This is a genomic window from Mycolicibacterium arabiense, assembly GCF_010731815.2.
In the GTDB taxonomy this organism is placed as follows: domain Bacteria; phylum Actinomycetota; class Actinomycetes; order Mycobacteriales; family Mycobacteriaceae; genus Mycobacterium; species Mycobacterium arabiense.
This window is the reverse complement of record NZ_AP022592.1, coordinates 19,420-44,836: the sequence shown is the minus strand read 5'-3', so window position 1 is coordinate 44,836 and position 25,417 is coordinate 19,420. Positions and strand designations below refer to the sequence as shown.

Here is a 25,417-nt window from a genome sequence, read left to right as displayed (position 1 = left end):
CATCCACCAATTTTTCGTCGCCACGCCTGCCGCTACCAACGCCCACCACTCACCCGCGGCGCACCCTGCTCCGCGCCCACCGCCTCTACGCCCACTCAGCTCACCCCCTCACAGCGCCCTTCCAGAGCCCACCGGCAGACCACACACCTCTTGCATTCAGGTATCGAATCCTGAGATTTGGCTAAGAACCCCCGGTTTGGTCGTGGCTTTTCTGGGCCGCGACTTCGTAGCGTCCGAGCCATGCGGTCGACTGGGTGCTCGTCATGGTGATGACGCTGCACAAGCTGACTGCCGGGGACGGGTACCTGTACCTGGTTCGTCAGGTCGCTGCCGCTGACAGCACCGAGCGGGGCCGCTCCACACTGGCCGACTACTACTCGGCCAAGGGCGAGACGCCGGGCCGCTGGACGGGTCGCGGCCTGGCCGCTCTGTCCGACACCGGCCGCTGTGACGTCAACGCGCAGATCCGCGAGCAGATCTGGAGCGTCGAGGAGGGTTCCGGAGTCAGCGAAGCCCAGATGCGCGCCCTCTACGGCGAGGGGTTGCACCCCAACGCCGAGCGCATCGAGACCTATGTCGCCGGGCGCAACATGGGCACCCAAAAAGCGGCCAGCCACCTCGGCCGCAAGTTCCACGTACGTGACGGCGAACCTGAGTTCGCGCGACGCCTAGCGGTGGCCTTCCGCGATCACAACGCCGAAGTCGGCGCCCACTGGAACGCCACCATCGCCCCCGAGATACGTGCCGACATCCGGACACGCGTGGCGGTGGAGTTGTTCGCCCAGCAGTACGGTCGCCCGCCCGCCGATGACCGCGAACTGTCCGGGTTCATCGCCCGCAACACCCGCGCCCGCACCACCGCCGTGGCTGGTTACGACCTGACGTTCTCACCGGTGAAATCGGTGTCGGCACTGTGGGCGATCGCCTCGCTGCCGGTGGCCGAGCAGATCGAAGCGGCCCATCATGCGGCCGTCGCCGACGTCTTGCAGTGGCTGCAAGATCAAGCCACTTTCACCCGCACCGGCACCAACGGTGTGGCCCAGGTCGACACCGAAGGGCTCATCGCCGCAGAGTTCACCCACCGCGATTCCCGCGCCGGGGATCCCGACCTGCACACCCACGTGGCCATCTCCAACAAGGTGTCCCACGTCGACGCCAATGGCGTGCGTCGCTGGATGGCCCTGGACGGTCAGCCGCTGCACCGGGTCACCGTCGCAGCTTCGGAGCTGTACAACACACGGCTGGAAGCCCACATGATCGCTGGGCTCAATGTTCCGTTCGTCGAACAGGCCCGCGGCCGCGGTAAGCGTCCGGTCCGCGAAATCGCCGGAATGTCGACCGAATTGATGGCTCGGTGGTCGAGCCGACGCGCCGCGATCGAGGCCCGCGCAGCCGAGCTAGCCAAGGCGTTTCAGACCGATCACGGCCGCGAACCCACCAACATCGAGATCATCGCCCTGGCTCAGCAGGCGACCCTGGAATCGCGCGAAGCCAAGCACGAGCCACGCTCGCTGGCCGAGCAGCGCGACGTCTGGCGCACGCAAGCCGTTGAGGTCCTTGGGCGTGACGGTCTGCATCAGATGTTGGCCGGTGTACTCGCCGGCCCCGACCGTGCCCGCTCCGCGCCCGTCATCGACGAGGAGTGGATCGCGTCGCGCGCCGGCGAACTCGTCGCCACGGTGTCCGAAACCCGGGCCACCTGGCAGCGTCATCACGTGCGCGCCGAAGCGCTGCGGATGGCCCGCGCACACGACGTGGCGCACGATGTCGCATTGGTCGAGAGGCTCACCGATACCGCCCTCGGGGACGCGTTCTCAGTGCCGCATGCCCGCGTGGCCGACGCCGACCTGGGTGAGCCTGTCGCAATGCGTCGCCGCGACGGTGCCAGCGTCTACAGCCGTCACGGTGTGGAGTTCTACACCAGCCGCGAAACGCTGGCCGCCGAGCGTCGAATCCTGGATGCGGTGCATCGCGGCGACGGCCGTGTCGCGACCGCCGCCGATGTCGAAATGGCGCTCGCAGATTCGGCCGCGCGGGGTCGCACGCTCAATCCCGGTCAGGCTGCGCTGGTCTCGGAGATGGCCACCTGCGGGCGCCGTGTCGCGCTTGCGCTGGCCCCAGCAGGAACCGGCAAGACGACCGCGATGGCGGCGTTGGCGCATGCGTGGCGCAGCTCGGGCGGACACGTCATCGGTTTGGCCCCGACCGCCGACGCGGCGATCGTGCTCGGGGAGGACCTGGGCGCCACCACCGACACCTTGGACAAGTACGTGTGGTCGGCCGACCCGGCCAAGGCCGCGACGTCCCCCGTGCCCGAATGGTTCACCCACGTTGGGCCTGAGACGTTGATCGTGGTCGACGAGGCCGGCAAGGCCGCCACCGCCGGGCTGGACGCAATGATCACCGACGCACTGTCTAAGGGCGCCAGCGTGCGCCTGGTCGGTGATGACGGACAGCTCTCGTCGATCTCGGCCGGCGGGGTTCTGCGTGACATCGCCGAGGCCACCGACGCGCTCACCCTCAGCGAAGTGGTGCGGTTCAAATCCCCGGCCGAAGCGGCCGCCGGGCTCGCGCTACACGACGCCGACCCGGCCGGGATTGGCTTCTACATCGACCGCCACCGCATCCACGTCGGCACCGACGAGACCGCCGCCGACATGGCGTACGAGGCCTGGCGGGCCGACCTGGCTGCGGGTGGGGATTCCATCCTGCTCGCGCCGACCAACGACGTCATCAACGAACTCAACGCCCGCGCCCGTGCCGATCGATTGGCCGCCGACCCCGAAGCGGCACGGGCGGCCACGGTGGTGCTGGCCGATCAGCTGCACGGCAGCGTCGGAGACACCATCCGCACCCGCAAGAACAACCGCCGAATCACGATCGGCCGCAACGACTTCGTCCGCAACGGCTACCGCTACACCATCACCGAAGTCCTCCCCAATGGCGCGCTCAAGGCCCGTCATCTGCGCAGCGGGCGCATCGTCACACTGCCGGCGGACTACACCGCCGAGCACGTCACCCTGGGTTACGCGGCCACCATCGACTCCGCCCAAGGCTTGACCGCCGGCCGCCGAGACACCAAGGGCACCTGCCACATCGTCGGCTCGGACATGCTGACCCGCCAGCACCTCTACGTCGCGATGACTCGCGGCACCGACGAAAACCACCTATACCTCTCGACCGCCGAGGGCGACCCGCACCGGCTGCTCTCCCCCAAAGCCACCCACCCCGAGACCGCTGTCGACGTGTTGACCAGAATCTTGGCCCGAGACGGCGCACAGGTCTCTGCGACCACCGCCGCCCGACAGGCCGCCGATCCCGCCGCGCGTCTGCAGGCGGCAGCCGACATGTACTACGACGCGCTCGGCGCTGCCGCCGAGAACCGGCTGGGCACCGGGGCGCGGGACCGTCTCGACGCCTTGGCCGATGAGGTGATTCCCCGGCTCAGCCAGCGTGACGCCTGGCCGGTGCTGCGCCGCAACCTTTCGGTCCTGGCCCTCGGTGGTGCCGATCCGCGCGAGCTGCTGACTGAGGCGCTAGCCAAGGGCAGCGTCGATGACGCCGCCGACCCCGCGGCGGTGCTGGATCACCGCATCGACCCCGCCGGCACGCATTCCGCCGGAATTGGGGTCCTGCGCTGGCTTCCCGCCGTCCCCCGAGCATTGGCCGACGACCCGCAGTGGGGCGGCTATCTGGCCCGCCGCGAGGAACTGGTCGAGAGTTTGGCCGAGGAGATCCGCGAGCGCGCACGCGGCTGGACCAATGCGACCGCCCCTACCTGGGCGCGGCCCCTGATCACGGTCAATCCGGCTCTGACCGCCGAGATCGCGGTGTTCCGCGCCGCCACCGGTGTCGAAGAGGCTGACACCCGCCTCACCGGCGCCCGTCAGTACCCGGTGCGCACGCGCGCCGTCCAGGCCCTGCTGCAGCGCCACGCCGCCGCCGGCATTGGGCGGCGCAGTGCCGACACCACCCGGTGGAACGACCTCATCGACGCCATCGATCCGCGCCTGCGCGCCGATGCCTACTGGCCCCAACTGGCCGCTCAGCTCGCCCAGGCCACCCGCACCACCCCCGATCTGCGCCAGATCATCACCACCGCCGCACGCCAAGGCCCGCTGCCCGACGAGCTGCCCGCCGCGGCCCTGTGGTGGCGCATCGCTGGAGCCCTGTCCCCCACGGCCACCCTGGCCACCACCCATTCACGGCTGCGGCCCGCCTGGATCACCGACGTCGACGCCGTATTCGGCGCCGCGTTGACCGAAACCATCACCTCCGATCCCGCCTGGCCCGGTCTGGTCGCTGCCATCAGCGCGGCCAACCCACGAACGTGGACGCCCCGCGACCTGCTCCACGTCGCCGCCGAACACCTCGCCGACGCCAGCGACGAGGACCACCCAATCCCGCCCGGCGACTACGCCCGCCTGATCACCTACACCGTCGATGCATTCACCCACCGCCTCCACGCCCGCCTTGGCACCGACTTCCAGGACCTGCCCGTCCCCGATGACGCCCCGCCGGATCCCGCCGACGAAGTCCTCTTCCCGCCCGACCCCGAGCACCCCTACGCGCACATCGACGAGCACCCGCCCTTCGACGATTACTTCGACATCGCCCCGCCCGATGAATTCGACGCATTCGAATACGGGCCCCAGGAATTCGAGGATCTCCGATTCGAAGACCTGTCAGCAAATCGCCCTGCACCGGAATGGGGCATCACCATGGAAACACTCATTTCGTTGCGCGCCGTATACCGGACTGTCAGCGAGAAAATAAAAACTTTGGACGCCGAAATTCGCACCGGAAACGGCCCGGCGCTACGCGCCGCCGCCGACGATCTGCTGCGCATGCGCCGCCAAGTCGATGCCGATCGCCCCTACAGCCACGCCGTCACCGCGGTGATGGAGCAGTGGGCCGACGCCGACGCCGCATACAACGACGCCCTGCTCCTGGTCGAACACGCCCGAGCCCAACTCCACCTCCTGCGGGCCACCCCCGATGCTGACGAACTCGACATCGCCTCCGCCCGCCAGCACCTCGCCTTTTACACCGGTCTGCTCCCCGATCAGCCGCCGTCGCTGCAGTTCCAGCAGGCCCTCGCCGACGCCCAGGCCGCCCGGGCCGCCGCCGCCGGCGGTGCCGACAAGATCGTCACCGAGCGCGACGTCGCCGCCGCACGCGGCGACGCCGAACGCGCGGACCTGACCGCCCGCGCCGAACTCAGCAAGCGACGTGAGGCGCTGCGCCGCGACATCGAACGCGCCGACCGCGACATCGCCAGCGCGTTCGCCGCCGCTCAGACCGCGACCTCCGACACCCTCGAGCAGCTTCTGTACTCGGCACGCTCCGAAGTGGCTCTCCTCCAGGTCGCCGGTGACCTCGACCTCAACCGCACTCCCCTGCAGATCCCCGACGCGGCTGTCTCGGCACTCGACGCCCAAACAGCCGGCCGACTCAAATCCCTAGCGGCACTGCCATATCGACTCGCCATCGTCCGCGCCGACATCGCAGACGGGGAGACAACCGCGGCGCTCTCCACCCTGCGCAGCACCGCCAACGCCGGTGATCGCAAGGTCTTGTGGCTCGCAGCGAGCGATACCAGCGCGGCGACGGCCCGTGGCGCCGAGCTGGCCGACACCATCACCACGATCAGTCACGCCCACCGCCAGGTCAGCGAGCAGCACTGGACTCTGGCGCCCGGGGCCATCGTCGTGATCGACGACCCCGCCACCGCCGAACCCGATCAGCTCGCAGACATCGCCCGCCACGCCGCCGCGGCCGACGCTCGGGTGATCCTCCTCGACCACGGCGCCAGCCGTGGGCCCAGCGCCCCCGCGCTGCAGCTCCTCACTCACTCGCTGCCGTCGAACTCTGCGCTCACGGTGGGCCCGGTCGCGCCCGAAGATCCGCTCCTGGCACCCACTCCGGCGGTCACCCTGGCCGACCGCCTCGGCCGCGCACGCCTCAGCGAACCGTGGCAGCAGCTGCTCAGCCAGTACGACACCGCAGCCTCGGCGGTCCGCTCCGCCCAACGTCGTCACCTCGCCCTGGGGTGGCGTACCCAGACCCGCTCGGCCGACCGCGACCCCGCCCTCGGCGCCAGCATCGAGGACTAACAGCCACGAATCCGGCTCTGGTGGTGGACTCTCGCGCGCACCGCCCGCCACCATGACCCCATGAGCACGCGCCACGAGCCCTACAGCCCGTACTGCGGGCTGGTCGTCAACGACAAAGAGCAGTACGAGAAGGTGCAAGGCGCACCGCATTTGGCGATCAGCGCCCCCACCCGCACCGGAAAAACACGCCGCCTGCTGGCTCCGGCGGCCGTACTGCACCCCGGGCCGCTGGTCGCAGTGTCCAGCAAGGAAGACCTCGCCGAGCTGGTCCTGATGCGCCGCGGTCTCGGTCCCACCGGCGTGATCGACCTGCGGCCGGAGAAGACTCTGGTCTGGCCCCACGGCGTGCGGTCAATGGTCAGCGACCCCACCATGTCGATCACCTCGGCCGACGAAGCCCTGACCGTCGCCGAAACGATGCTCGCCACTTCCGGTGTCGGGTTCGGAGGAGCCTCCAGCGGCCAGACCGTGGCCGCCGGCGGGCTTTGGGAATCCACCGCCAGCCGCCCACTGGCGTGCCTGCTCTACGCCGCCAGCCCCCAGGGCAACACCAAAGGGATGCCCTGGGTGCTCGAAGCGGTGGAGAACCTCGGCATCGACGACGACGACCAAGCCGGTACGCAGATGACGCTGGAGGCCACCCCATCGTGGGTGACCGCCGCGGCGCTGTGTCCGCACCCGCAGTTGGCCGACCCCATGCAGCGAGTCTTGACCTTGGACGGTCGCATGCGCGACAGCGTGGCGATCACCGTCTCCAAAGCCGTCACCCCCTGGGTTCGCCTCGGGCTCAGCACCACCGCCCACCTCGATGGCCTCAGTGCGGTCGATGAAATTAGCATCGAAGCCTTCGACGTGTCGATGCTCGACGTTCCCGACGCGAGCCTGTTCGTCATCGCCCCCAACACCGGCACTGTCGCCGGCGCGGCGGTAGCGCTCATCGACTCCATCATCCGCCACTTCCGCAAGCGCACCGCTCAGCACCAACTCGAACACCGGCTACTGCTCGAACTCGACGAGGTATGCAACTCCTGCCCACTGCCGGCCCTGCTCAACTACGTCGGCGAATCAGCCGGCCTGGGCGTGAACATCATGGCCACCGTGCAAGCCTCCAGCCACTTCGACGTCGTCTACGGACCGAAGTACGCCGACGCCCTGCGCGACATCTTCCCCGGCACCGTCGTGATGTACGGCGCCCACGAACGTCACCTGCTCGAACAGGCCTCGCACTGGCAGGGACTGGCCACGCGGCGCACCGAATCCTATGAACCGAACGGTGGAAGCCGGTCACAGTCCTCACAACTCGGCTCCATCATCGACTGGCAAGAGCTGCTGCCCCAGAGCCTCGAAGAGGCCCAAGTGCTGCTGCGCGGAACGGCAGGACGCCGCGTGCAGATTCCAGACTGGAGCGAGTTCCTCGACATCTACGACAACGCCGTCACCGCACGAAGGAACCGCACCGCGAGGGCCTCGGCCTAGTTGTGTCGTCTCATGAGGTTGGTGGCGCGTCAGGCACGAAGGTTGTGGGCGGTGTCCAGCTCGTTCTTGGTCATAACGGCCAGGACGGCGACTGAAACGTCGTCGAGAACACTGCCAGTTTCAGGTCGTCGGTCGATAGCGCAGATGACGGTCGAGACGTCCGCGGTGGCGCTGCGAAGTGCGAGCGCGGCGTTGCGCACGGCGCCGCCGGTGGTAATCACATCTTCGATGAGAGTGACGGCTCGGGCCAGCAACATCGGCTCCCTCAGCGAGCCGGCGCGTACCGTACTTCTTAGCTTCCTTGCGAATGAATACTGTTGGTAACCCGGTCAACTGGCTGAGAACGGTGGCTATTGGCACTCCGCCTAGCTCAAGCCCGCCGAGTAACTCAGTGTCGGACGGGATCAGCGGGACCATTGCCTGGGAAACGCGTTTGAGTAGTGCTGGGTCGGTCTCGAAGAGGTACTTGTCGAAGTACTCATTCGAGTTCTGGCCCGACCGCAGCTGGAACTGACCCGACAGGCGGCAGGCCGCGTTCACGTCCGCGGCTAGGGGGGTGAGATCCATGCCCTCCATCTTCCGACCGCGTAACCAACGTGCCGAGACACCACCACACCTAGCCCTCCGGATGCCAGCAGGGAGTGTGCAACTGGTGATTCTGCCCAGTTGAACGCGGCCAGGTCGGGCCGGCGTTATGAGTGGGTGGACCACCATGCGTACAGAGCGTCGAGGGCGGCCCCCGGCGCCTGGGCTCGGGCGACGCCGAGCAGCCGTTTCTGCTCATCGGTCCATGCCACGATCGGCTGCCCCGCCTGAACCCCGCAGAACAGCGTCCCCCGCACCACGGTCGGGCTGTCATTACGCCGCCAGGGACCGGGTGACTGGATGTTGGGCGGACAGATCACCGGAGCGGATCGGTTCACGACGTCGGTGAAGGCCTTGCGCAGCGCGGGTAGATCGCGGCTCAGCGTGTAGGTCGACGTCGTGGGACCGCCGGGGTCTGCGTTGGGTCCGCAGGACACGGCGGCTGTCACGTCGGAAGCGGTAGGAACACGTGCGCAGGTGCCGCGCGAATAACCCGGCGGCAGCAGGCGTACGAGCGCGGCTGGTCCAGCAGTGGCCGACGACGTGGTGGTGGCGGGGGACGTCGCTGCGGAGGTCCCTTCGGGCTCGCTTGAGGGCGGCCACAGCAGCTTCGCCCACAGGATGACGGAAATGGTTGCAAGTACGGCGAATACCGCCCAGATGACGACGACGGGCCGCTCTCGTACCTGCCGCAGCGGTCCGTGCGCGCTGCGGATCTGCTCGGAAACACTTCGCACGCGCTCAGCTACGTTGCGGCGTAGCGGATCCAACGACAACGTGGTGCCATGTCGCGCCTGGCCGCCACGCGATGAGGAAGGGTCGGGGCGTTCGCCCGTGAGGGACGCCGCCGACGCGGCGGCGGCCGCGGCGAACTCCCGCGCCGAGCCGAATCGGTCCTCGGGATACTTCGCCAAGGCTCTGGCCACCACGACGTCTAGCTGTCGGGTTGCCCCAGGGAGGTGGTCCGAGACCCGCGGTGGTGTTTGGTAGAGATGTGCACGCGCCACGGCGGTGGTTCCCTCGGCGGTGTAGAACGGCTGCTTGCCGGTCAGCATGCGAAACAGCGTGCACCCCAACGAGTAAATATCGGCCCGCCGGTCGATGGCGTCCCCGGCGATGACTTCGGGAGCGGCATAGGCAAGTGTCACGGCCACGGTCGAATCGCTGTCGGGCCTGCCGGGCTCGTGGGAGCTTCCCGCTGCACGCGCCACCCCGAAGTCGGTGAGCAGCACGTGTTCGTCGGCGTGGGACCCGCTGGCCAACAACACGTTGCCTGGCTTCACGTCGTGATGTACGACGTTGCGCTGGTGGGCGTAGTCCAGCGCCTTGGCGACCTCACCAGCGATGCGAATGGCCCGTGCGGCGGTCATCGTTCCGGCCTGTAGTGCCGCTTCTGCGTCGGTGCCGGCGACGTACTGCATGGCGATCCACAGGTGACCGTCCTCGGCCTCGCCTCGGTCATAGATCGAGACGATGTTGGGGTGATCGAGCAGCGAGGCGATGTCGGCCTCGCGGATGAAGCGCTCACGGAACGCGGGATCGCGAGAGAGGTCGGCACTGAGCACCTTGAGCGCATCACGGCGGGGCAACGTCGGATGCTTGGCCCGGTACACCGTTCCGGTGGCACCCGTGGCGAGAACCTGCTCTATCCGATATCCCGCCACCAGAGAGCCGACCGCGAACATAGACCTAGCATCGCTTACCCGTGACGCTGGCCAAGCTGCAGAGCCGGGTGTGTTCGATGCGCTCATGCTGCTCCTGGGGGGCTCAAAGGCCGTCGCGGTGCCCGAGCAGCGCGCGCAGCCGGGCCAGCGGTCCGCGGGAAGTGCGGTCGTCGTCACCGGTCTGCGGGCCGCGGTCGAACACCACGTGGGCCGACTGGATGACCTCGCCTTCGGCGCCGGTGGTGATTGCTTCGGTGAGCTGATGCCCGTGAGTGGTCAGTGACAGCACCATCTGGTCATGCAGGCGATCGGCACCGAACCCCCACCAGTCGTCCACTGCGGCCAAGACTCTGCTGTGGGCAGGTGAGGTGGGCCGCGCCGGCGGTGGGTGGCCCCCGTCGGCTGCCCAATTACCCACCGCGGCCAACCATGTCTCCCAGCGGCGGGTCAATTCCACCAGATCCTGGTCGAGGCCGGGCTGGCTCTCGACGACCTGATAGAGGGCCTGAATGAACGCGGCGCCGGGCAGACCTACGACGTCGGGACCAGACCTCGGGCACATATGCGCGAACGCGGCCACAGACCGCGTGACCGCGATCTGGGCGTCGAAGTCCGCACGCAGGGCAGCCACGGGAGCACCGGCGTGCAGTTCGGCGGCCTCGCCGACGGCTTGGTGCAGCTGTTCGCTGACGACCGTCCAGCGCGCGTAGGCGTCCTCGATCGCCTTCAGCGCGGCTACTTCTGCGGCGCGGGCCATGGTCAGGAAGTCTGTTCGCGCGGCTGAATTCCCGCGCTGGCGAGGATTCCCTTGATGGCGTCGATCATGTCGGCGTCGATCACGGTGCGCAGCATGTTCAAGTCGGCGGTGGCCAGGTCGATCGAGGTGTCGGAGGCCACCCGGGCCTTCATCTTCTCCACCGCCTCGCTCATCACGTTGCGCACGTAGCGGCCGTTGCCGGCGATGTCGATAAGTGTCTCGCTGGGGTCCTCGGGGTTGTTGGTCGAGGTGGCGGTGAGCCAGTGCGTGATCCGCTGAAAGGACTCAACGGCGTTGGGGTCGACCAGGACGCGGTAGTTCTCGGCGAACAGGGACGCGATCTGGGCCAGCTCGTCTGCGCTGTAGGAGCTGAACTCCAGCTGGGTGGGGAACCGCGACCGCAGGCCAGGGTTGGCCGACAGCAGCCGGTTCATCCCGCCGGCGTACCCGGCCAGCGCGATCATGGTGTCGTCGCGGTGGTCCTCGGCGAACTTCATGATGACGTCGAGGGCGATGCGACCGAAGTCACGCTCGTTGTCGGCTTTGTAGAGCTCGGGGGCCTCGTCGACGAACAGCGTCTTCCCCTTGGCGCGGTCGAGGTACGCCCCGGTCTTGGCCTCGGTCTCACCAATGACCCCGCCGACGAGGTCCTTGCGCGAAACCTCGATGAACTCTGAGGATTTGAGAATGCCCAGGCCGAAGTACATCTTGCCCATGACGCGTGCGATGGAGGTCTTGGCCGTTCCCGGCGGTCCGATCAGGGTCATGTGCAGGGCGTTGCGCTGCCCGACCCCCTCGCCGCGTGCTGCCATGGCCCGGTCATAGACCTGCACGTACTTCAGCTTGTTGATGTGGGCCTTCACCCTGCCCAGCCCGATGAACGCTTGTAGGTCGTGCTCGGCTTCCTCAAGGACGGCTTGGGCGGCCTTGGCTTGTTCGACCTCGCGCAGCTCATCGGTGCTCGGCCCGGACTGCGGATCCCAGCGACTGGTCCGGGCGGCGATGGCCTCGGCCGTGGTGACCTTCGGCCCGAACGTGGTATCGGCCAGGGCGGCGCTGGCGTCGGGAAGGAGTCGCCCGCCGATACTGGCCTTGCCCAGCTCGATACGGGCATCGCCGTCGCGGCCCAAGCAGCGCAGTGCCAGTCCGCGGTAGAGGGCGGCGTAGGCGGCGGCCTGGGGGCTGACCTGATTGGGCGGGATTCCGCTCAGCAGAGCCAGGGCGGCGTCGAACTCCCCCAGACCGACATGGGCGATACCGGCCATCAGATCCGTGGCGGCGTCCACGACCGGCGAGGTCCCCGAGACCGGGCGTGCAGCCCATTCGGCGACGTCGGTCCATCGTTGAGTGACGTACTGCAGGGTTACGCCCAGGCAGCGCCAAATCGGGGACTGCTGCGGCTCTCTGGCGGTGTCGTAGGACTCCAGCAGCTTCTCGGCGGTGTCGTAGTCCCCTTCGGTGAGCAGGGCCGCAATGTAGGCCAGCGTGATCGAAGCCGGCGTGTAGGGAAACACCTCGATGAAGCCCGGCGAGGCCACCGACGCGTCTAGGGCGGTGTCCTGCAATCCCAGTCGGCGGGTCTCGCGGTGCACCGTGGCGCTGGCCTCGTGGGCGTGGCGCAGCGTCTCGCTGGAATGGTCGCCGGTGGCGATCAGGCCGAGCCACGCGTCGCACATACTCGGGTCCATGCTGACCGCTCTACGGAACCTGTCACGGGCGGCGGAGGGGTCGGCCGGATTGCCGAGCAAGCCCAGGGCATCTATTCCAGCGTCGAGGTAGTCACGCGCATCACTCATCGTCTATGACCCAATCTCTCGGGGTGGTCGCGGCGGTCGGGCAGCGCGGGGCTGCGGGTCGTCGTGCTGACGTGGGGTGTCGGTGTCGATTGTCCCCGTCGAGGCCGCGTTCGTGCGCGGTGGTCGGGCATTGGTGGCGGGCTGCGCGCCAGACGGCTGGCCGGTGCTGCGGCTGGCCATCGTCGATGCCTGCGCGGGCTCGCGAACGGGTGGTGATGAGCTGACCGCATCGGGACGTGGCGGCCGCAGCGGTGCCCCCGGGGAGGGCTCTGCGCCACCCTGCCCAGCAAGCCCGGAGGCCGCGCTGCTGGCGCTCTTGGGAGTCTTGAGCACGTGCCCGGCCGTTCCCGCCACCCCAGCCGCTTTCGTCGCTGCGGCGACCGGCACGGCCACCTCGGGGGCGGCCACCTTCACCGCCGTCATCGCTGCGGTGGCAGCTGCGGACGTCGCCGCGGACTTCACCCCCGATTGCGCCGCGCCACCGCCGCTGGTGTTCGTCGCATCAGCAGGGGCGTGGTGTGCGCGGGCGGCGCTCGTGGCGCGGGGTTTGAACCACTCCATGCCCGGCATGGGCCGTGTCGTTGAGCCGTTGCCGGAGTCCTGATCACCGGCATCTGCAGGCTCGCCGCGGCCGCGGCGCCCGAGGCGCTCGCTCACTCCTTGAGCCTTGTCGCGGTAGGAGCCCGCTTCGTCACGCACGGCGCCAGTGCCGGCGTGCCACGCGCCGCTGACCTGGCGACCGATGGTGCCCATGCTGTCGGTGTGGAAGGAGCGGTCGACGAACCGGAAGCCCAGCCACAGCACCCCGGCGGCAACGGCCATGATCAGCACGCGCGGAATCGCGGTCGCCGTGGAGGCGCCAAGGGCGTCGGTGGTCAGTACCCAGGTCAGACCGATCGCGGAGACCGCGAGGTACACCTCGAACACCATCAGTTGGATGACGTGCATGAATAGCTCTGTGCCGCAATGCTTGGCGAACGCGAGCGCCCGTCCGAAGCCCATCATGCCGAGCAAGAAGGATGGTCCGACCAGGATGCCGAAGTACAGCGACTTGATGCCGACGAGCATCACCGACAGGCCGACGTAGAAGTAGAAGAACGCCACCACGATCGCCACCACCAGCAGTGCTAGGCCGATGGTGGCGTCGGAGCCCCCGAGGCGCTGCGCGTAGGCCAGCGCCTGGGGTGCGCCGCAGGTGGTCATCGCGTGGGCGGGCCCATCACCGTCCACGCCGCGGGCGGCCATGGTCGCCGCGCTCCACGCCTGACGGCATCCGCCGATGTCGTCGACGACCATCCCGAAGTTGAGGACCTGCAGCGGGTGCCGGACCCCGGCGGTCACGACGTGGGACATCAGCGCATCGAGCTTGGCGTCCAGGGATGCACCCGAAGCGAACGGTGCCCCGATCGCGGCTTGAGCGATCTCCAGGCCGGTTCCGCGCCCCAGGGCCAGCAGGCCGTGCTCGCTGTAGAGGTCACCGATGGGGTCGGAGAACACGGTAGCCAACAGCACCGTGAGGACGATGGCGGTGCCGAGCATCGCCCAGCCTCGGCCTGGGTGTCCACGCAGTATGTGATAGCCGGCGACGATCACGCAGATGGTGATGGCGATGGGTCCCAGCATCATCGAGCTGACTAGCGCGCTGACGGCGTTGTAGAGCGGCAGGCCGAACGTGGCGATGGCGACCAGCCAGCCCGTGGAGAGTGCGAACCGCAGAAACCACAGTGCGGCGGCCATGATGAAGATGAACGTGCCGGCGATCATGCCCAACCACCATGCGGCGGTGGCGTTGTCGACCGCGCGCTCCATCGCCGCGGCCATCCATGGCATCCAGGTGCTCGGGTCGATCATGGAGACTTCTTGACCGTTGTTGCTCGCGGCCTCGCGCACCGACACCAGCGACAGGAAGTAATAGCCGATCGGTACTCCATCGGTGTCGCGCAGCCCGGTCCAGCCCAGGGCTGCCGATCCGCCGGCGGCGACGGCGTTGGGGGCGCACAGCAAGCCAACCAGCGACAGTGTGTAGGTCAGGGTCATCGCCACCACGGTGCGGCGGACCCGGGGATGGTCGGCCAACCAGAGGGTGAGCGCACCGGAGGAGGTCATGCGAACACTTCCTGGGGCGGAGTGCTGTCGACGTCGGCGGCCAGCTGCGTCGTCGGGGCACCCAGGAAGCGGCAGCGGGCCCGGCGGCCGCGCTCGTCGACGATGAAGCCCTCCCCCATCCGCGAGGGGTGAACCTTGCCGAAGGCTTCGTCGTCGCTGTCTTCGTCGTCGGCTGACTCGGCGGGGCTGGTGTCCTCGTAGTAGGACTGCACCACCTCTGGGTACAGCGATGGGTCCACCCCGGCCCACTCCAGTGTCTTGGTCGCCAGCTCCTCGTTGCGGATCGCGAACAGCCACTTCTGGGTGATGAACTTGTCCCCCATGCGGGCGAAGTCGCGGTAGTCCTGGGAGATGAGCCAGATTCCGGTGGCATGCTTGCGGCCCTGGCGGGTGATGCGGTGTGCGGTCCGAGCGCCGGCCGGGTAGACCATCAACTCGGCGGCCTCCTCGAAGATCATCGTGGAGAACTGCTCGCGGTGCAGGAACTGGTGGCGCTGCACGGTGTCGATGATCAGGCCGTAGATGGCCATGCCCGCGCGCGCACCCTTGGGCAGCTTGTCGTAGAGGTGCGGGTTGAGCATGTCGTCGGCGTCGGGCAACCCGAGACGGTGGGTGAGCCAGACCGTGGCCAGCGACTGGGACGGCGAGTACGGCGGGAGGGTCTCGTCGAAGATGGCGCACGCTGCGGGCTGGGTGGCCCAGGCCTCCAGGCGCGCGAGCAGCATGTCGTTGTTGGCGTCGGGCTGGGCGCGCAGGTAGCCGATCAGCGAGCGCATCGAGTGAATACCGTTGGCTTGCCGCATGTGCGGGCTCACCAGGAGGGTGAAGCGGTTCTCCATGTCGCTGTCGGCGGGAACCCCGATCATCGGCAGGATGTGGTCGGCGGCCACCGCGCCCGCCTCGTCGAAATCGAACATGCGCAGCGGATCCAGACTGAACCGCGAATCGGCCAGGTCGATCACGGTGGTGTGGGTGACGTTGCGGAACGCTTGTCCCCATTCGCCGTGCGTGCCGGGGTCGAACACGTCGACTTTGCCGCCTCGGAGCACGACTTCGATGCCGGAGAGTTTGGCGCGGTTGGACTTTCCGGCGCCGGGATCGCCAATGACGATCAGGCCGGTATTGCGTTGCCGCTGGGCGCATCCTTCGGGGTCGTGCAGGATCAGGCTGCGCCGCAGGGTGTTCTGGTTCTCCGCAAGCGGGGTGCCGCGGGAGTCGCCGACGCGGGTCGAGATCAGCGGTGTGAATCGGCCCCACAGGTGCGCGGAGGTGGGGTCGCGGAACTCGTCGAGGTGGGCGTGCTTCTCGCTGCCGGGGTTGAAGGCCACCCACAGCTTGGCCTGTGCTCCGCGCCACCGGCTGACTGCAATTTCGGCCTGGTCGAGTTCGTGGCGTACCTGCTTCACGGCGTCCTCGCACATCTCCACCGTGGGTGCGCCCACCGCGATCAGGGTGGCCACGTCTAGTTCGCGCTCGCTGGGGTTGGCCTTGATCTGCGCGTTGTACTCGCGGGTGTTGGCCAGTTTGCTATCGAGTTCGTCGTCCTCTTCGATCATGCGGCCGCGCTGACGCATCTGGTCTTTGATGTTCTTGGCCGCGCGCGCGTTGAGCGCCTCGGCGCGCTCGGGGCTGCGCACCGTGACGTGCTGGATCCAGTCGATGGCTGCCTCGGTGTCGACGTTGTCGAGCGCGTACAGGTAGGCCGCCTTGGTGAACCGCAGGCCGGTGTCGGGGAAGTGCGTCACCGGTAGCAGTGCTTGATAGCTCCACGGTCCTTCCGGGTGGTCGGCGTCGTAGAGGCGCACGATGGGGCGCATCGTCGGCCACCACGACGAGCGGACCGCGTTGGCGCCTTCGTCGAGGGCTGGGCGGAGGAAGTCCGCTGCGGTGAGCCGGTCCGGGCCGGCTGCGGCCGGGGGCATCGGGTCGCGCAGTGCTCCACGAAAGAGGTTGTGGCGGTGGTGCCATTGAACCTGTAGGGGGCTGGCCGGGCGGACGCTGAACTGTTGGGGCAGTGAGGCGACCACCTCAGCAGCGAGGCGTGCGTAGGCGGCCACCGACGTGTCGGAGTCGACGTCGCGCCCAGCCACCCAGTCCTTGGCCTTGGTCGCGGCCCCGGCCGGGGTGCGGCCGGCGCGACCGCTGTCGACCGGGAAGGTCAGCCAGCCCCGCCGGCGCTCCTCCACGAAGATCGATGCGCCGTCGGGGGCTGCGGCGGGGTTGAACGTCGGCTCCCACTGCCGGCAGTGCTCCACCCATCCCGGTCGGTGACCGTGGTTGCCGACGATGTTGCGCATCAGGCGATTCGGGTCGGTGGTGTCCAGCAGGCCCGACAGTGACCACCCCGAGGGCAGGGCGCGGGCCAGGTTGCGATAAAACCGGCTGCCCCGTTCGTGGGTGCGCAGTGGGCGTAGCACCAGCGGTAGTCCGTCGATGAGGTAGTCGGCATAGACCCCGCCGCGGGTGAAGCGCAGGTTGCCGATCACCGCCAGCGGCGGATCGAAGAGGTGATCGACGCGCGGATCAGCGTTGCGTGCCACGACCGCTCCTGGTCTGAGGCGCTGCTGCGCACGCGTGCTTGGGCAGAATCAAGGCCAGGGCGAAGCTGGCGCGGGCGGCCAATGACGGCCGCCGCTTGGGCAGCAACATCCGCAGAATCACGGTGACGGCCAGGGCCAGCACCGCTGCGGCACCCAGGACGGTGAAGCCGGCGTCTTGGTGGGTTCGGAACCACCACAGCGCGGGCAGCATGATCATGCCTATCGCGATGAGTTCGGCGCTGCGGTAGGGACCGCCCGGTAGGCGGTTGCCGGTCGAGGACTCCCCGGCGTAGATCGGAACGTCGCGGATTCCGGTGAAGACCTTCGCCGGTTCGCCGGTAGGAACCTCGTCGTTGATGGGCATCAGCTCTCCCGAAGGTGGTGGTAGCTCACGGAGATCGGCCTGTCGTTCGCGTGGTCTATCAGCCCGGTTCCGCCGTGAATCAGTGCGGCGACGGTGAGGCAGCCGACGAGCGACGCGGCCAGTTCAGACATGGCGATGTGTCAGTGCCCGTAAACCGAGACGATGCCGCGCTGCTCCAATTCCTGGTTGCCGGACTCCTGGAATCCGGCGACGTTGGCGATGATCAGCGACAAGATGATGCCGCCCACCACGGCGCCGATCGCCGACCCGATCCCCTGCTTGAAGCCGTTGCGCAGCCCGACGGCGATGCCCAGCGCCATCGCCGCCATGCCGCCCACGACGACGACGATGGAGAACAGCTCCTGGGACATGCCGACGATTCCTTGCGCCGCCAAAACCGTTGTGTTCGTGGAGATATCCATTGGGTGTTCCTTTCAGGGTGATGTCGATTGAACTGAGCCGGCGGCTTGGTGCCGCTGGCCACGCGTGGGTGTCATCGGCTACCCGTGGCGACCGGGACCGCAGGGGCGTCAGAGTCGATCGCCGGAACCGTGTCGATGCCGGCCACCGACCACGCTCCCCCGGTGGCGCGCAGCGTCAGCGGGTACTCCAACGGAGTGGTGGTGTAGTCGGCTGCCCGAGCGCTGACCGTCACCCACACCCGCAGCTCGGCAGCCTCGGCCGGAGCTTCCGGAACCGGTTGCTGGGCTCGGATCGAGGAGACGGTGGCGGCCGAGTAGGCGCGCAGCGGGCCCAGCCCGGAGTCCACGGTGACGAACCGCTCGATTCCGGCGGCGTCAGTGAGGTAGCACGTGATGAACCCGCTGATCACCGCCGCCAAGGCGGCGTCGTTGGTGATGGTGACCGGATAGTCCAGCGACACATCCACTCCCGGGGGCGGCGGGTCACGGCGGGCGGGCTTGGCCATCGCCCGCGGCGCACCGCCGGCGTACACGCTGACCGGCAGCTGGTAGTAGCTGCGCACCGGCGGGGCGTTGGTGTAGGACTGCTCGGTGACCGCCACGATGACCCCGTAGGTCTCCACGTCGGGCGCGGTCTGGCCGACGAACGTCGCGGATGCGGCCTGGGCGGACACGATCAGCGGGGAGGTAGTGGGCAGCGCCATGTCGGTGCTGTTGGGAAAGCAGCGCGCCACCTCTGCGGCGCGGCTGGTGCTGGCGGTCAGAAGCACCGTCACGCAGTCGATCGCGTAGCTCTCCACCATCGCGGTCTGGTTGCCGACGGAGCGGGCTGTCACCGCCGCGGGTGTCACGTCGGGCGGAAACACCCACCGCCACACGGTGGACGCGCCACTGATCACCGAGCAAATGACCAGGATCGTCACGATGACCTTGGCGCTCCCGAGGCCGGTGGTCGTGAGCCGTCGCCGCCAGGTGTTGGTCAGTTGCATGTCAAACCGCCTTGTGGCCAATAATTTTGATGCTCGACACCGCGAACGTCCCGTCTGCTGGATCGCGTGACGACTCGGAGCCGCCCATGCCAGGCAGCACTGGTTCTGGCGCAGGAGCGGCCGTACTCTGGTTGCCGCCGAGGATGTCGCCGAGGATCGACGGCCCCGCACCAGGCGGGGGCGGGCTTGCCGTGTTCGTCGGTGCGATGGCCGGCGGGCGGTTGGTCTCTTGAATGATCACCGTGATCTTCGACGCGAGGACGCCGGGGCGGATCGGCTCGACGGCTTCGCCGCGAACGTTGCCGGTGTTCTGGTTCTTCACCGTGCGGTCGGTGTCGTTGAACTGCCACTGCACCCGCGTGACCACGCGATGCTGCAGCCACGGGTCAGGCTGGTCGGGATTGGTCTCGGTCTTGTTGACCGCGCCCGGCACGATGGACACCGCGGTGATGACGAAGGTGCGGCCCAGGTCGATCTCCAGCACCTGACCGTCGACCGAACGCACGCACACCCACGGCGTGGTGGAGTTCGGGTCAGCGACCGATTGGGCCGCGGTGGACCCAGGCGGGCAATCAGAGGACGCCGTAAAGGGCAGCGGCCCATCGACGTTGGGCGCAGTTGGCGGAGCCACCTCGACCACGCGAGGTGCTACCGGAGCCGGAGCGGGTCTAGCGGATTCGGCGCCCGACGAGTTGGCCATCGTGACGACCAGGGTGACTATCGTCGCGATGACTGCTACGGCACCGAACGCCGCCAGCACCCACGGGGTAAAGCGCCGCGGCGATGAATCGTCGGAGCTGGACTCACCTCCGACGGCGTCGTCGAGGTCGACCACTGAATCGACGCCGTCGAACGGTGAGCCCAGCAGCACGTCGCGGCTCTGATAGTCGTAGTCGTCGTCAGAGGTGAAAGGTGGTTCCTCGTCGGCGATGCCGAAATCGTCGCCGGTCTCGTCGAGCGCGCCCTCCTCGGCGGTGTCGACACCTGCCAGCGCTGGCTGCGGGTCCTCGTCGACCGCGGGAACGTCGTCCTCATCACCGTCGTGGACCGTGATTGCGCCGATGCGCTTGAGCCACTCGTCGTTGTTCATTCCGCGCGTCATGGTCGGCGACCCCGGCCCGGGCGCGACGGGTGAGTGCCCGCACGCGTGCGAGCCACGCGCGCCCCAGCGTTGTAGGTGACCGGCGGCGCATCGAGATCCCCGTCCACGCGTGGACCCCACCGCAGATACGGTTGATCGTCGGCCACGCACGGCAGCTCGGGAGCGACCACCACGGGCACTTCCGGCCGAAACGAGGGCAGCGGAGTCGCGGGCAGCAGGAACGCCGTGTCAGGGCGATGGCCCCCGTCGCCACGCCGCCGCCGGACGACGTGCAACACCAGCACCAGCACCGCCAATGCCACCAGCAGAGGTGCCAGTCGCTCGAGTGCTTGGAGAAGCGCAGCGACTACCTGGACGAGGACGGCGATGACGACGGTCAGCCCGACTGCGATCCCCGCCGCCACCATCAGCACGATCTTCAACGTCTAGCCTCCTCGCGCCACCAATACTCAATTCAGTGCCCGAACCGTATCTACTAAGGGCCAAATATATCCACAGTCATGGACGACTAAGGGTGAATATGATTCTGTCAGGCCATGGAGGCACCAGAACACGGCATCGAGCGACTGCACCACTTCGTCACCGAGCGTCGACGCGCCTTGGGCATCAGTCGGGCGCAGATGTTCGCCCGCGGCGGCCCCTCGCCATCGACGATGAACAAGGCCCTCACCGGCACGCGGGGGCTGTCTCGAACCACCCTTGAGCGCATCGACCGCGCCCTGGGTTGGGCGCCGGGATCGGCCGAAACTGCCATGGACGGCGGTACGCCGACCTCGCACATCCCCGCGCCAGAGGCTGGGTGCCCCGCGCACGAACACGTGGTCGCGGTCCTGGAAAGCCTCCGCACGCAGCTGCACACCGCCGACCAGCTCGTCGCGGATCTGCTCGGGTCAAGCCATGCCCGCTGAGGTCTTCGACGAAGAACGTCGCGCCTGGATAGCCGCGCACGCCGGGATCTGGATGTTCCAGAAGCGCCGCGCCGAACTGCTCGGCAAGCGCATCCGGGCACGCAGTCGGGCCAGAGTCGGTGCCCGGCCCGACCCCCACGACGATCAGGTCACTGCACCCCTGGTGTTTCGAACGTCATCCACCACCACGGGGGCGCTGGAGACAGGTGTCGTCGCCGCCATCGCTGCCGCCGCCCCGATCGGATGGCCCGTCGGGCGAGTGTTCTACGCGGTGATCGTCGGGCTGATCCCCGAACGCCTCCAGTCCTACCCCATCGCTGCGCTCACCTGGGCCGCCGTCCTCAGCGGAGCACCGCTGCCGCTGCTATACGACCCCACTCCGTCACTGATGAGCACACTGCTCGTTCCGTGGTTGCTAGCCCAAGTGCCGGCCACCTTCGCCGCCGCCGCCGCGTACGGCGTTCTGGAGGGCTGGCTGGCCATCGACGGCTCCAGCGACTGGTGGCCGATGACTCCCGCCCAGCGCGACATCGACGACACCCTGATCCTCGGCCCCACTCCGGTGTCCATGCCGACTCTGCTCGACCCTTCGCCGCCGACCAGCAACCGACCTGCAGACGCCCCCCGCGTCCCACGGCGGCGTCCCGCGCCGGTCAAATCGGTACGGCTGGCGATCCCCGCAGCCATCGCGGCGATCGGAACCATGTGGTTCATCGCGGCGGTTGGCGGTGCCATCATGACCTACCCCGCCGACCTTCTTAGCCACTAACCTGTGGTCATTCCGTGCGCGTAGCGGGGGCACGCCACGACGCTGAGCGTGGTCCAAATGGGTAGCCGTTTTCAGAAACTTTTAGTCCGCCTGCTTGGATGAGATCCATAGCTGTACCGCTTCTTCCAAAGCTGCGTTGGCGCCTAAACCCGCGGCAGCCGCAGTCGTCTTGAACATGCTGCGAAGGTCGACCGGGACCGTCCCTTTGATCGCCGTTCGATTGGGTGTCGTCTTGGGCGTGGGCGCCTTCCGCAGGAACTCCAACTCTGCTCGTACTTCCGCGAACAACTTCTCGTAGTCTTCGGAAGTCGGAATCATCTGGTCGCCTTCTTCAAACCAGTTCAGCCGCTTATTCTTTGACTGTCTACTGCTCGCGATTCCCTGGTTGTGGACGTAATCCTGTCGCATCTTGTTCAGATCGGCGAACAGTTCTGATCCAATGTCGTTCTTTTCGCATCTATGCAGTTCGGCGAGCGCGGGCCTGTAGTGCTCGTCCCAGAGGGTGGTTATGTGCGTGACCCACTGTGCGGCGAAGTATTTGAGAATGGGAGCTTGTTCTGCTTTTGGATCGCCATGCAGGTACTCCTCTATAGTGGCGACGCCCGGATCTGCCATAGCGCGGATGTCCGAGTAGCTCATTGTCCGATAGCTTGGTGCCTCGGTGGCTTCTAGCGTCAAGAGGTCCAGGTGGGGCCCAGGCTCGGCCTCTTGCCGGGTGGCGGCGCGTGCAGCTGCTGAGATTCGGCGGTCGATGAGCTGCAAGATCCCGTTATGGCCGAGGCGTGCGACGAGCACTGCGAGCTTGACGTCGAGGGTGAGGTCATTCAGCAGGCTGTCTAGGGAGAGCGGTTCACCACCGCCTGTTGCCAACAGTTCACGCGCCTTTCTGGCGAGTTCGATATAGGTGACGAATTGGTTGGTGTTCGTCGAGCGCGGATCCATGTTTGTGGCGGCTGCACGTGCAGGGAAAATCCATTTCCACAGGTCACTGCCTTCCTCTGGAGGATTCGCCTCCCACGCTGCAATAAGTGGCCGCACAAGCATCTGAGCTGCAACGTGCACAGCTTGGGGGTGGGGAAAGGGCTTGCCGGCTTCCGCGAGCATGCGGACGACGGACATGGGTTGGTCGTAGGGGATGAGGATTTGATCCAAAACCATCCCCCACCGCCTCAACTCGTTCGCTGTTGCCACGGGGCGAATGATAGTAACCCCCGAAACAGTCGGCACGATCCCGGGAGTCAGCGACCTTCGCCGACGGCGCCCGTGTGACCAAAGCCGGGCTACCCTTGTGACTTCTCAAACTTCATGTCCAATCGCATGTCGCTGAACTGCGGTGACGCGCGGCGTCTCAGCCCGTGTCCACCGCGATTTGTCTCACGTTCGTGTCCAAAATTCAGAACGACTCACCCGGCCTGTCGTTTCACGCCAATGAAGCGCTCACTCCCAGTGCAACTAACTCCGCACCGCCGCACCCTTGCCCGGTACGGTCACCCCCGCGAGTAACTTCAAGGGCTTGCGCGCTCAATGGGTTGGCACCAGTTGCCGGCGCATGGAGCGGTCTCACCGACTGATCACTGGGAGGGAGCCTCCATGGCGGCGCCGTATGTGTCGATCCGGCGGCTGGCGGACAACTCGATGGCCGCAATGCTCGCCGCGGTCGAGCTGTACAACAAGCCGCAGATCACCTACCGCGATGAGCTGGCAGTCATGCTGGTCGTCAACGCGTGGGAGCTGGCGCTGAAGGCGGCGTTGCGCCGCAACCGGTCCTCGATCTACTACCCCAAGAAGCCCGACGAGAAGTACCGCACGATCGGGCTGGACGACGCATTGAATCGCGTGGGGCACTACGGTCTGTGGCCCCAGGGCATCGATGGCACGGGGGTCACGGCCAACGTTAAAGCCCTGTCCGAGTACCGCAACCGCGCCATTCACCTCTACAACGCCCGAGGGTTGGGTGCGGTCATTCACCCGTTCCTGCAGCAGAACGTGTTGAACTATCGAGATTTCATGCTGGCGACGTTTAAAAAAGATCTTGCCAACTCAATGACCTGGCAGCTGCTCCCGTTAGGTGCCACGGCGCCCGCAGATGCTGTGTCCTTCATGCGTGTCGATACGAGCTCCACGATGGTCAGAGAGGTTCAGGAGTTCATCAGCGAGCTGCGCTCCATGATGGATGCGGTAGAGACCGCCGGCGGTGACGTCGCCCGAATCGCGACTATCTACGACATCAATCTACGGTCGGTGAAGAAGATGACCAGCGCTGATCTCGTCGTCGCGGTGTCCCCGGACGCAACCGGACAGGTCGTGGTGAAAAAAACCGACCCGAACGTCACACACCCCTTCAGCTTGAAGGAGCTGCTGGATCGGGTGAACGCCAAACGAAAAGGCCGCACGCTCACCACCTACGACCATCAGGTGCTCTCCTGGAAGGAAGACCTGCGCAGCAAAGAGACGTATGCCTGGAAACACAGCAAGGGGGTCTCGTATGCGTGGTCACCAGCCGCCGTGACCCACCTCGTCTCGCTGACCGACGAAGACTACGACCGCGTGCGCGCCGAATACAGGGCCGCCCAGCAGACAACGAAGTGAGCGCGGGCCGGCCCGGGCATTCCAGCCAGATCTTGACTCGGATCGGGACCCGTGGGCGAGTCTCGCGCCGGTCTGTTCGTCACCACGACTTCTTCTGCAGGGACGCGGCGGTTTCGCCGATAACGCCCAACTCCGTCGCCTTCAAGACTCGCCGTTGGCTGCCCACGACTTCGGCGCACAGAGAGGCTCACCCGCCGTCGCTGCTTTCACCGCACTTGTCCGCGACGGCAATGGCGCTAACATCACGCAACACGGCTGTGACCGTGGTATCGGTCCCCCTCGGACGCAGCGTGATGGTGTTGTTTTTGGACTCGACGAAGGTGCCACAAGCCACCACGATGCCTCGATGGTCAGTCACCGTCATGAGGGGTTTCGGTGCGTCTTCCTTTATCGGGACGAGCCACCAGGCAACGATCCCGAAGGCGAAGGCGACCAAGGCCCACGCCACCCAGAACTTCGCTTTGTCCACCTGCGCTGTCACCGCGGTGGCGGCGGCAACCAGATAAGCACGCACCGTCCCGTAGGTGGCCACAACCGACGTGTAGTCAACGGTTGTCAGGCTGGGGGCGCTGGCTTCCAGTGCCCGCCACAGGCCCAGGATCATCAGGCCGGCTCCGGCAACCAGCGGGATGACGACGGCGAGATTCCATGGGAGAGCGATCTTCTGGGCGTCAGGACCCTTTAACAGCAGCACTGAGGTGACCACGGTGACGAAGGCGGCGAGCCCGGTGCGCCACTTTTCCGCGGTGGCGGTGGCACGTTCGATGCTGCTGTCGACGAGTGCGTCCCATTGCTCCATGTTGACTCGGCTTGCTGCCCCCGGTCCTTCGACGGGTTTCCGATAGGGCGGTGGAGTGGCTGCAGTCACGGTCGCAGCACCTCAACCGAGAAAATGACACCGCAGCCGCGGTGCACTCCCTCCGGTCGGCCGGGATGGGAACCGTTGCAGTCGCAGCGCACGTCAATAATTGCGTATTCGGCGGGTGCCGGCAGGGTAATGATGCTTCGACCCAGCCCCCCGGACTTACCCGGCAACGGGGCGCTGAGTTGTTGGGAGAAGTCAACGTCGTGTTCGCAACGCGGGCAGTCGCCGCGGGCTTCAGCGACATGGACCCCGCCGGGGCGCTTCACGATCGAGGCACGCAGTTTCGTCGCAACGAGCAAATCGAACGCCTTGTCCGTCCACTCGTATGCGCTCGGATTGTCTGTCTCGTAATTGGGAAGTGCGGTCATC

At 67.1% G+C, this 25,417-nt stretch carries 20 protein-coding genes; 5 read left to right on the top strand and 15 right to left on the bottom strand.

Going from position 1 to position 25,417, the window contains the following annotated elements:
* The first annotated feature begins 263 nt into the window (after positions 1–263).
* Both mobF and G6N61_RS00150 read left to right on the top strand, forming a co-directional pair.
* The gene (gene mobF, locus G6N61_RS00155) at positions 264–6,116 is read left to right on the top strand and encodes a MobF family relaxase (RefSeq protein WP_163916586.1); all 5,853 of its coding nucleotides are present in this window, start codon (positions 264–266) and stop codon (positions 6,114–6,116) included.
* A 60-nt stretch (positions 6,117–6,176) separates the two neighbouring features.
* Complete coding sequence (locus G6N61_RS00150) at positions 6,177–7,592, top strand: type IV secretory system conjugative DNA transfer family protein (RefSeq protein WP_163916073.1); 1,416 nt, start codon at positions 6,177–6,179, stop codon at positions 7,590–7,592.
* A gap of 29 nt (positions 7,593–7,621) precedes the next feature.
* Here the strand turns inward: G6N61_RS00150 and G6N61_RS31190 are convergent, their stop codons facing one another.
* From G6N61_RS31190 to G6N61_RS00095, 12 genes are all read right to left on the bottom strand, one after another.
* The gene (locus tag G6N61_RS31190; RefSeq protein ID WP_264076759.1) at positions 7,622–7,849 is read right to left on the bottom strand and encodes a type I phosphoribosyltransferase; all 228 of its coding nucleotides are present in this window, start codon (positions 7,847–7,849) and stop codon (positions 7,622–7,624) included.
* Positions 7,850–8,284: 435 nt separating this feature from the next.
* A complete protein-coding gene (locus G6N61_RS00140) occupies positions 8,285–9,862 on the bottom strand; it encodes a serine/threonine-protein kinase (RefSeq protein WP_163916071.1) in 1,578 nt (525 codons plus the stop codon).
* Between the two features lie 82 nt (positions 9,863–9,944).
* The gene (locus G6N61_RS00135; RefSeq protein WP_163916069.1) at positions 9,945–10,598 is read right to left on the bottom strand and encodes a hypothetical protein; all 654 of its coding nucleotides are present in this window, start codon (positions 10,596–10,598) and stop codon (positions 9,945–9,947) included.
* Between the two features lie 2 nt (positions 10,599–10,600).
* On the bottom strand, positions 10,601–12,394 hold the full coding sequence (locus G6N61_RS00130) for an AAA family ATPase (protein ID WP_163916067.1): 1,794 nt from the start codon (positions 12,392–12,394) through the stop codon (positions 10,601–10,603).
* Positions 12,395–12,397: 3 nt separating this feature from the next.
* Entirely contained in the window at positions 12,398–14,500 is a 2,103-nt protein-coding gene (locus G6N61_RS00125; RefSeq protein WP_163916065.1) for a hypothetical protein, read from the bottom strand.
* Positions 14,497–17,040: an ATP-binding protein gene (locus G6N61_RS00120; RefSeq protein WP_163916063.1), complete on the bottom strand. Its 2,544-nt coding sequence runs from the start codon at positions 17,038–17,040 to the stop codon at positions 14,497–14,499. Before G6N61_RS00120 ends, G6N61_RS00125 begins: the two co-directional genes overlap by 4 nt.
* Entirely contained in the window at positions 17,024–17,404 is a 381-nt protein-coding gene (locus G6N61_RS00115; RefSeq protein WP_235887113.1) for a hypothetical protein, read from the bottom strand. The genes G6N61_RS00120 and G6N61_RS00115 overlap by 17 nt, the downstream gene beginning before the upstream one ends.
* A complete protein-coding gene (locus G6N61_RS31065; RefSeq protein WP_264076762.1) occupies positions 17,404–17,535 on the bottom strand; it encodes a hypothetical protein in 132 nt (43 codons plus the stop codon). Before G6N61_RS31065 ends, G6N61_RS00115 begins: the two co-directional genes overlap by 1 nt.
* A gap of 9 nt (positions 17,536–17,544) precedes the next feature.
* Positions 17,545–17,826 carry a hypothetical protein gene (locus G6N61_RS00110; protein ID WP_163916061.1) on the bottom strand — a complete coding sequence of 94 codons (282 nt, stop codon included), beginning with the start codon at positions 17,824–17,826 and terminating at the stop codon, positions 17,545–17,547.
* Positions 17,827–17,897: 71 nt separating this feature from the next.
* Positions 17,898–18,815, bottom strand: coding sequence for a conjugal transfer protein (locus G6N61_RS00105; protein WP_163916059.1), 918 nt, complete (start codon positions 18,813–18,815; stop codon positions 17,898–17,900).
* Between the two features lies 1 nt (position 18,816).
* Positions 18,817–19,917 carry a discoidin/SUN/FTP domain-containing protein gene (locus G6N61_RS00100; RefSeq protein ID WP_163916057.1) on the bottom strand — a complete coding sequence of 367 codons (1,101 nt, stop codon included), beginning with the start codon at positions 19,915–19,917 and terminating at the stop codon, positions 18,817–18,819.
* Positions 19,914–20,339, bottom strand: coding sequence for a hypothetical protein (locus G6N61_RS00095; RefSeq protein ID WP_163916055.1), 426 nt, complete (start codon positions 20,337–20,339; stop codon positions 19,914–19,916). The genes G6N61_RS00100 and G6N61_RS00095 overlap by 4 nt, the downstream gene beginning before the upstream one ends.
* A gap of 114 nt (positions 20,340–20,453) precedes the next feature.
* Between G6N61_RS00095 and G6N61_RS00090 the strand changes: the two genes are divergently transcribed.
* Both G6N61_RS00090 and G6N61_RS00085 read left to right on the top strand, forming a co-directional pair.
* A complete protein-coding gene (locus tag G6N61_RS00090) occupies positions 20,454–20,825 on the top strand; it encodes a helix-turn-helix domain-containing protein (RefSeq protein WP_163916053.1) in 372 nt (123 codons plus the stop codon).
* Positions 20,815–21,594 (top strand): hypothetical protein, encoded by a 780-nt coding sequence (locus G6N61_RS00085; RefSeq protein WP_163916051.1) that lies wholly within the window; start codon positions 20,815–20,817, stop codon positions 21,592–21,594. Before G6N61_RS00090 ends, G6N61_RS00085 begins: the two co-directional genes overlap by 11 nt.
* A gap of 81 nt (positions 21,595–21,675) precedes the next feature.
* Here G6N61_RS00085 and G6N61_RS00080 read toward each other — a convergent pair whose 3' ends face one another.
* The gene (locus tag G6N61_RS00080) at positions 21,676–22,785 is read right to left on the bottom strand and encodes a hypothetical protein (protein ID WP_163916049.1); all 1,110 of its coding nucleotides are present in this window, start codon (positions 22,783–22,785) and stop codon (positions 21,676–21,678) included.
* A 399-nt stretch (positions 22,786–23,184) separates the two neighbouring features.
* On the opposite strand from G6N61_RS00080, the gene G6N61_RS00075 reads away from it, so the two are divergent.
* On the top strand, positions 23,185–24,183 hold the full coding sequence (locus tag G6N61_RS00075; RefSeq protein ID WP_163916047.1) for a DUF3644 domain-containing protein: 999 nt from the start codon (positions 23,185–23,187) through the stop codon (positions 24,181–24,183).
* 187 nt (positions 24,184–24,370) lie between these two features.
* On the opposite strand, the gene G6N61_RS00070 is transcribed toward G6N61_RS00075, so the two are convergent.
* Both G6N61_RS00070 and G6N61_RS00065 read right to left on the bottom strand, forming a co-directional pair.
* Complete coding sequence (locus tag G6N61_RS00070; protein ID WP_163916045.1) at positions 24,371–24,982, bottom strand: hypothetical protein; 612 nt, start codon at positions 24,980–24,982, stop codon at positions 24,371–24,373.
* Between the two features lie 65 nt (positions 24,983–25,047).
* A complete protein-coding gene (locus G6N61_RS00065) occupies positions 25,048–25,416 on the bottom strand; it encodes a hypothetical protein (protein ID WP_163916043.1) in 369 nt (122 codons plus the stop codon).
* Between the last annotated feature and the right edge of the window lies 1 nt (position 25,417).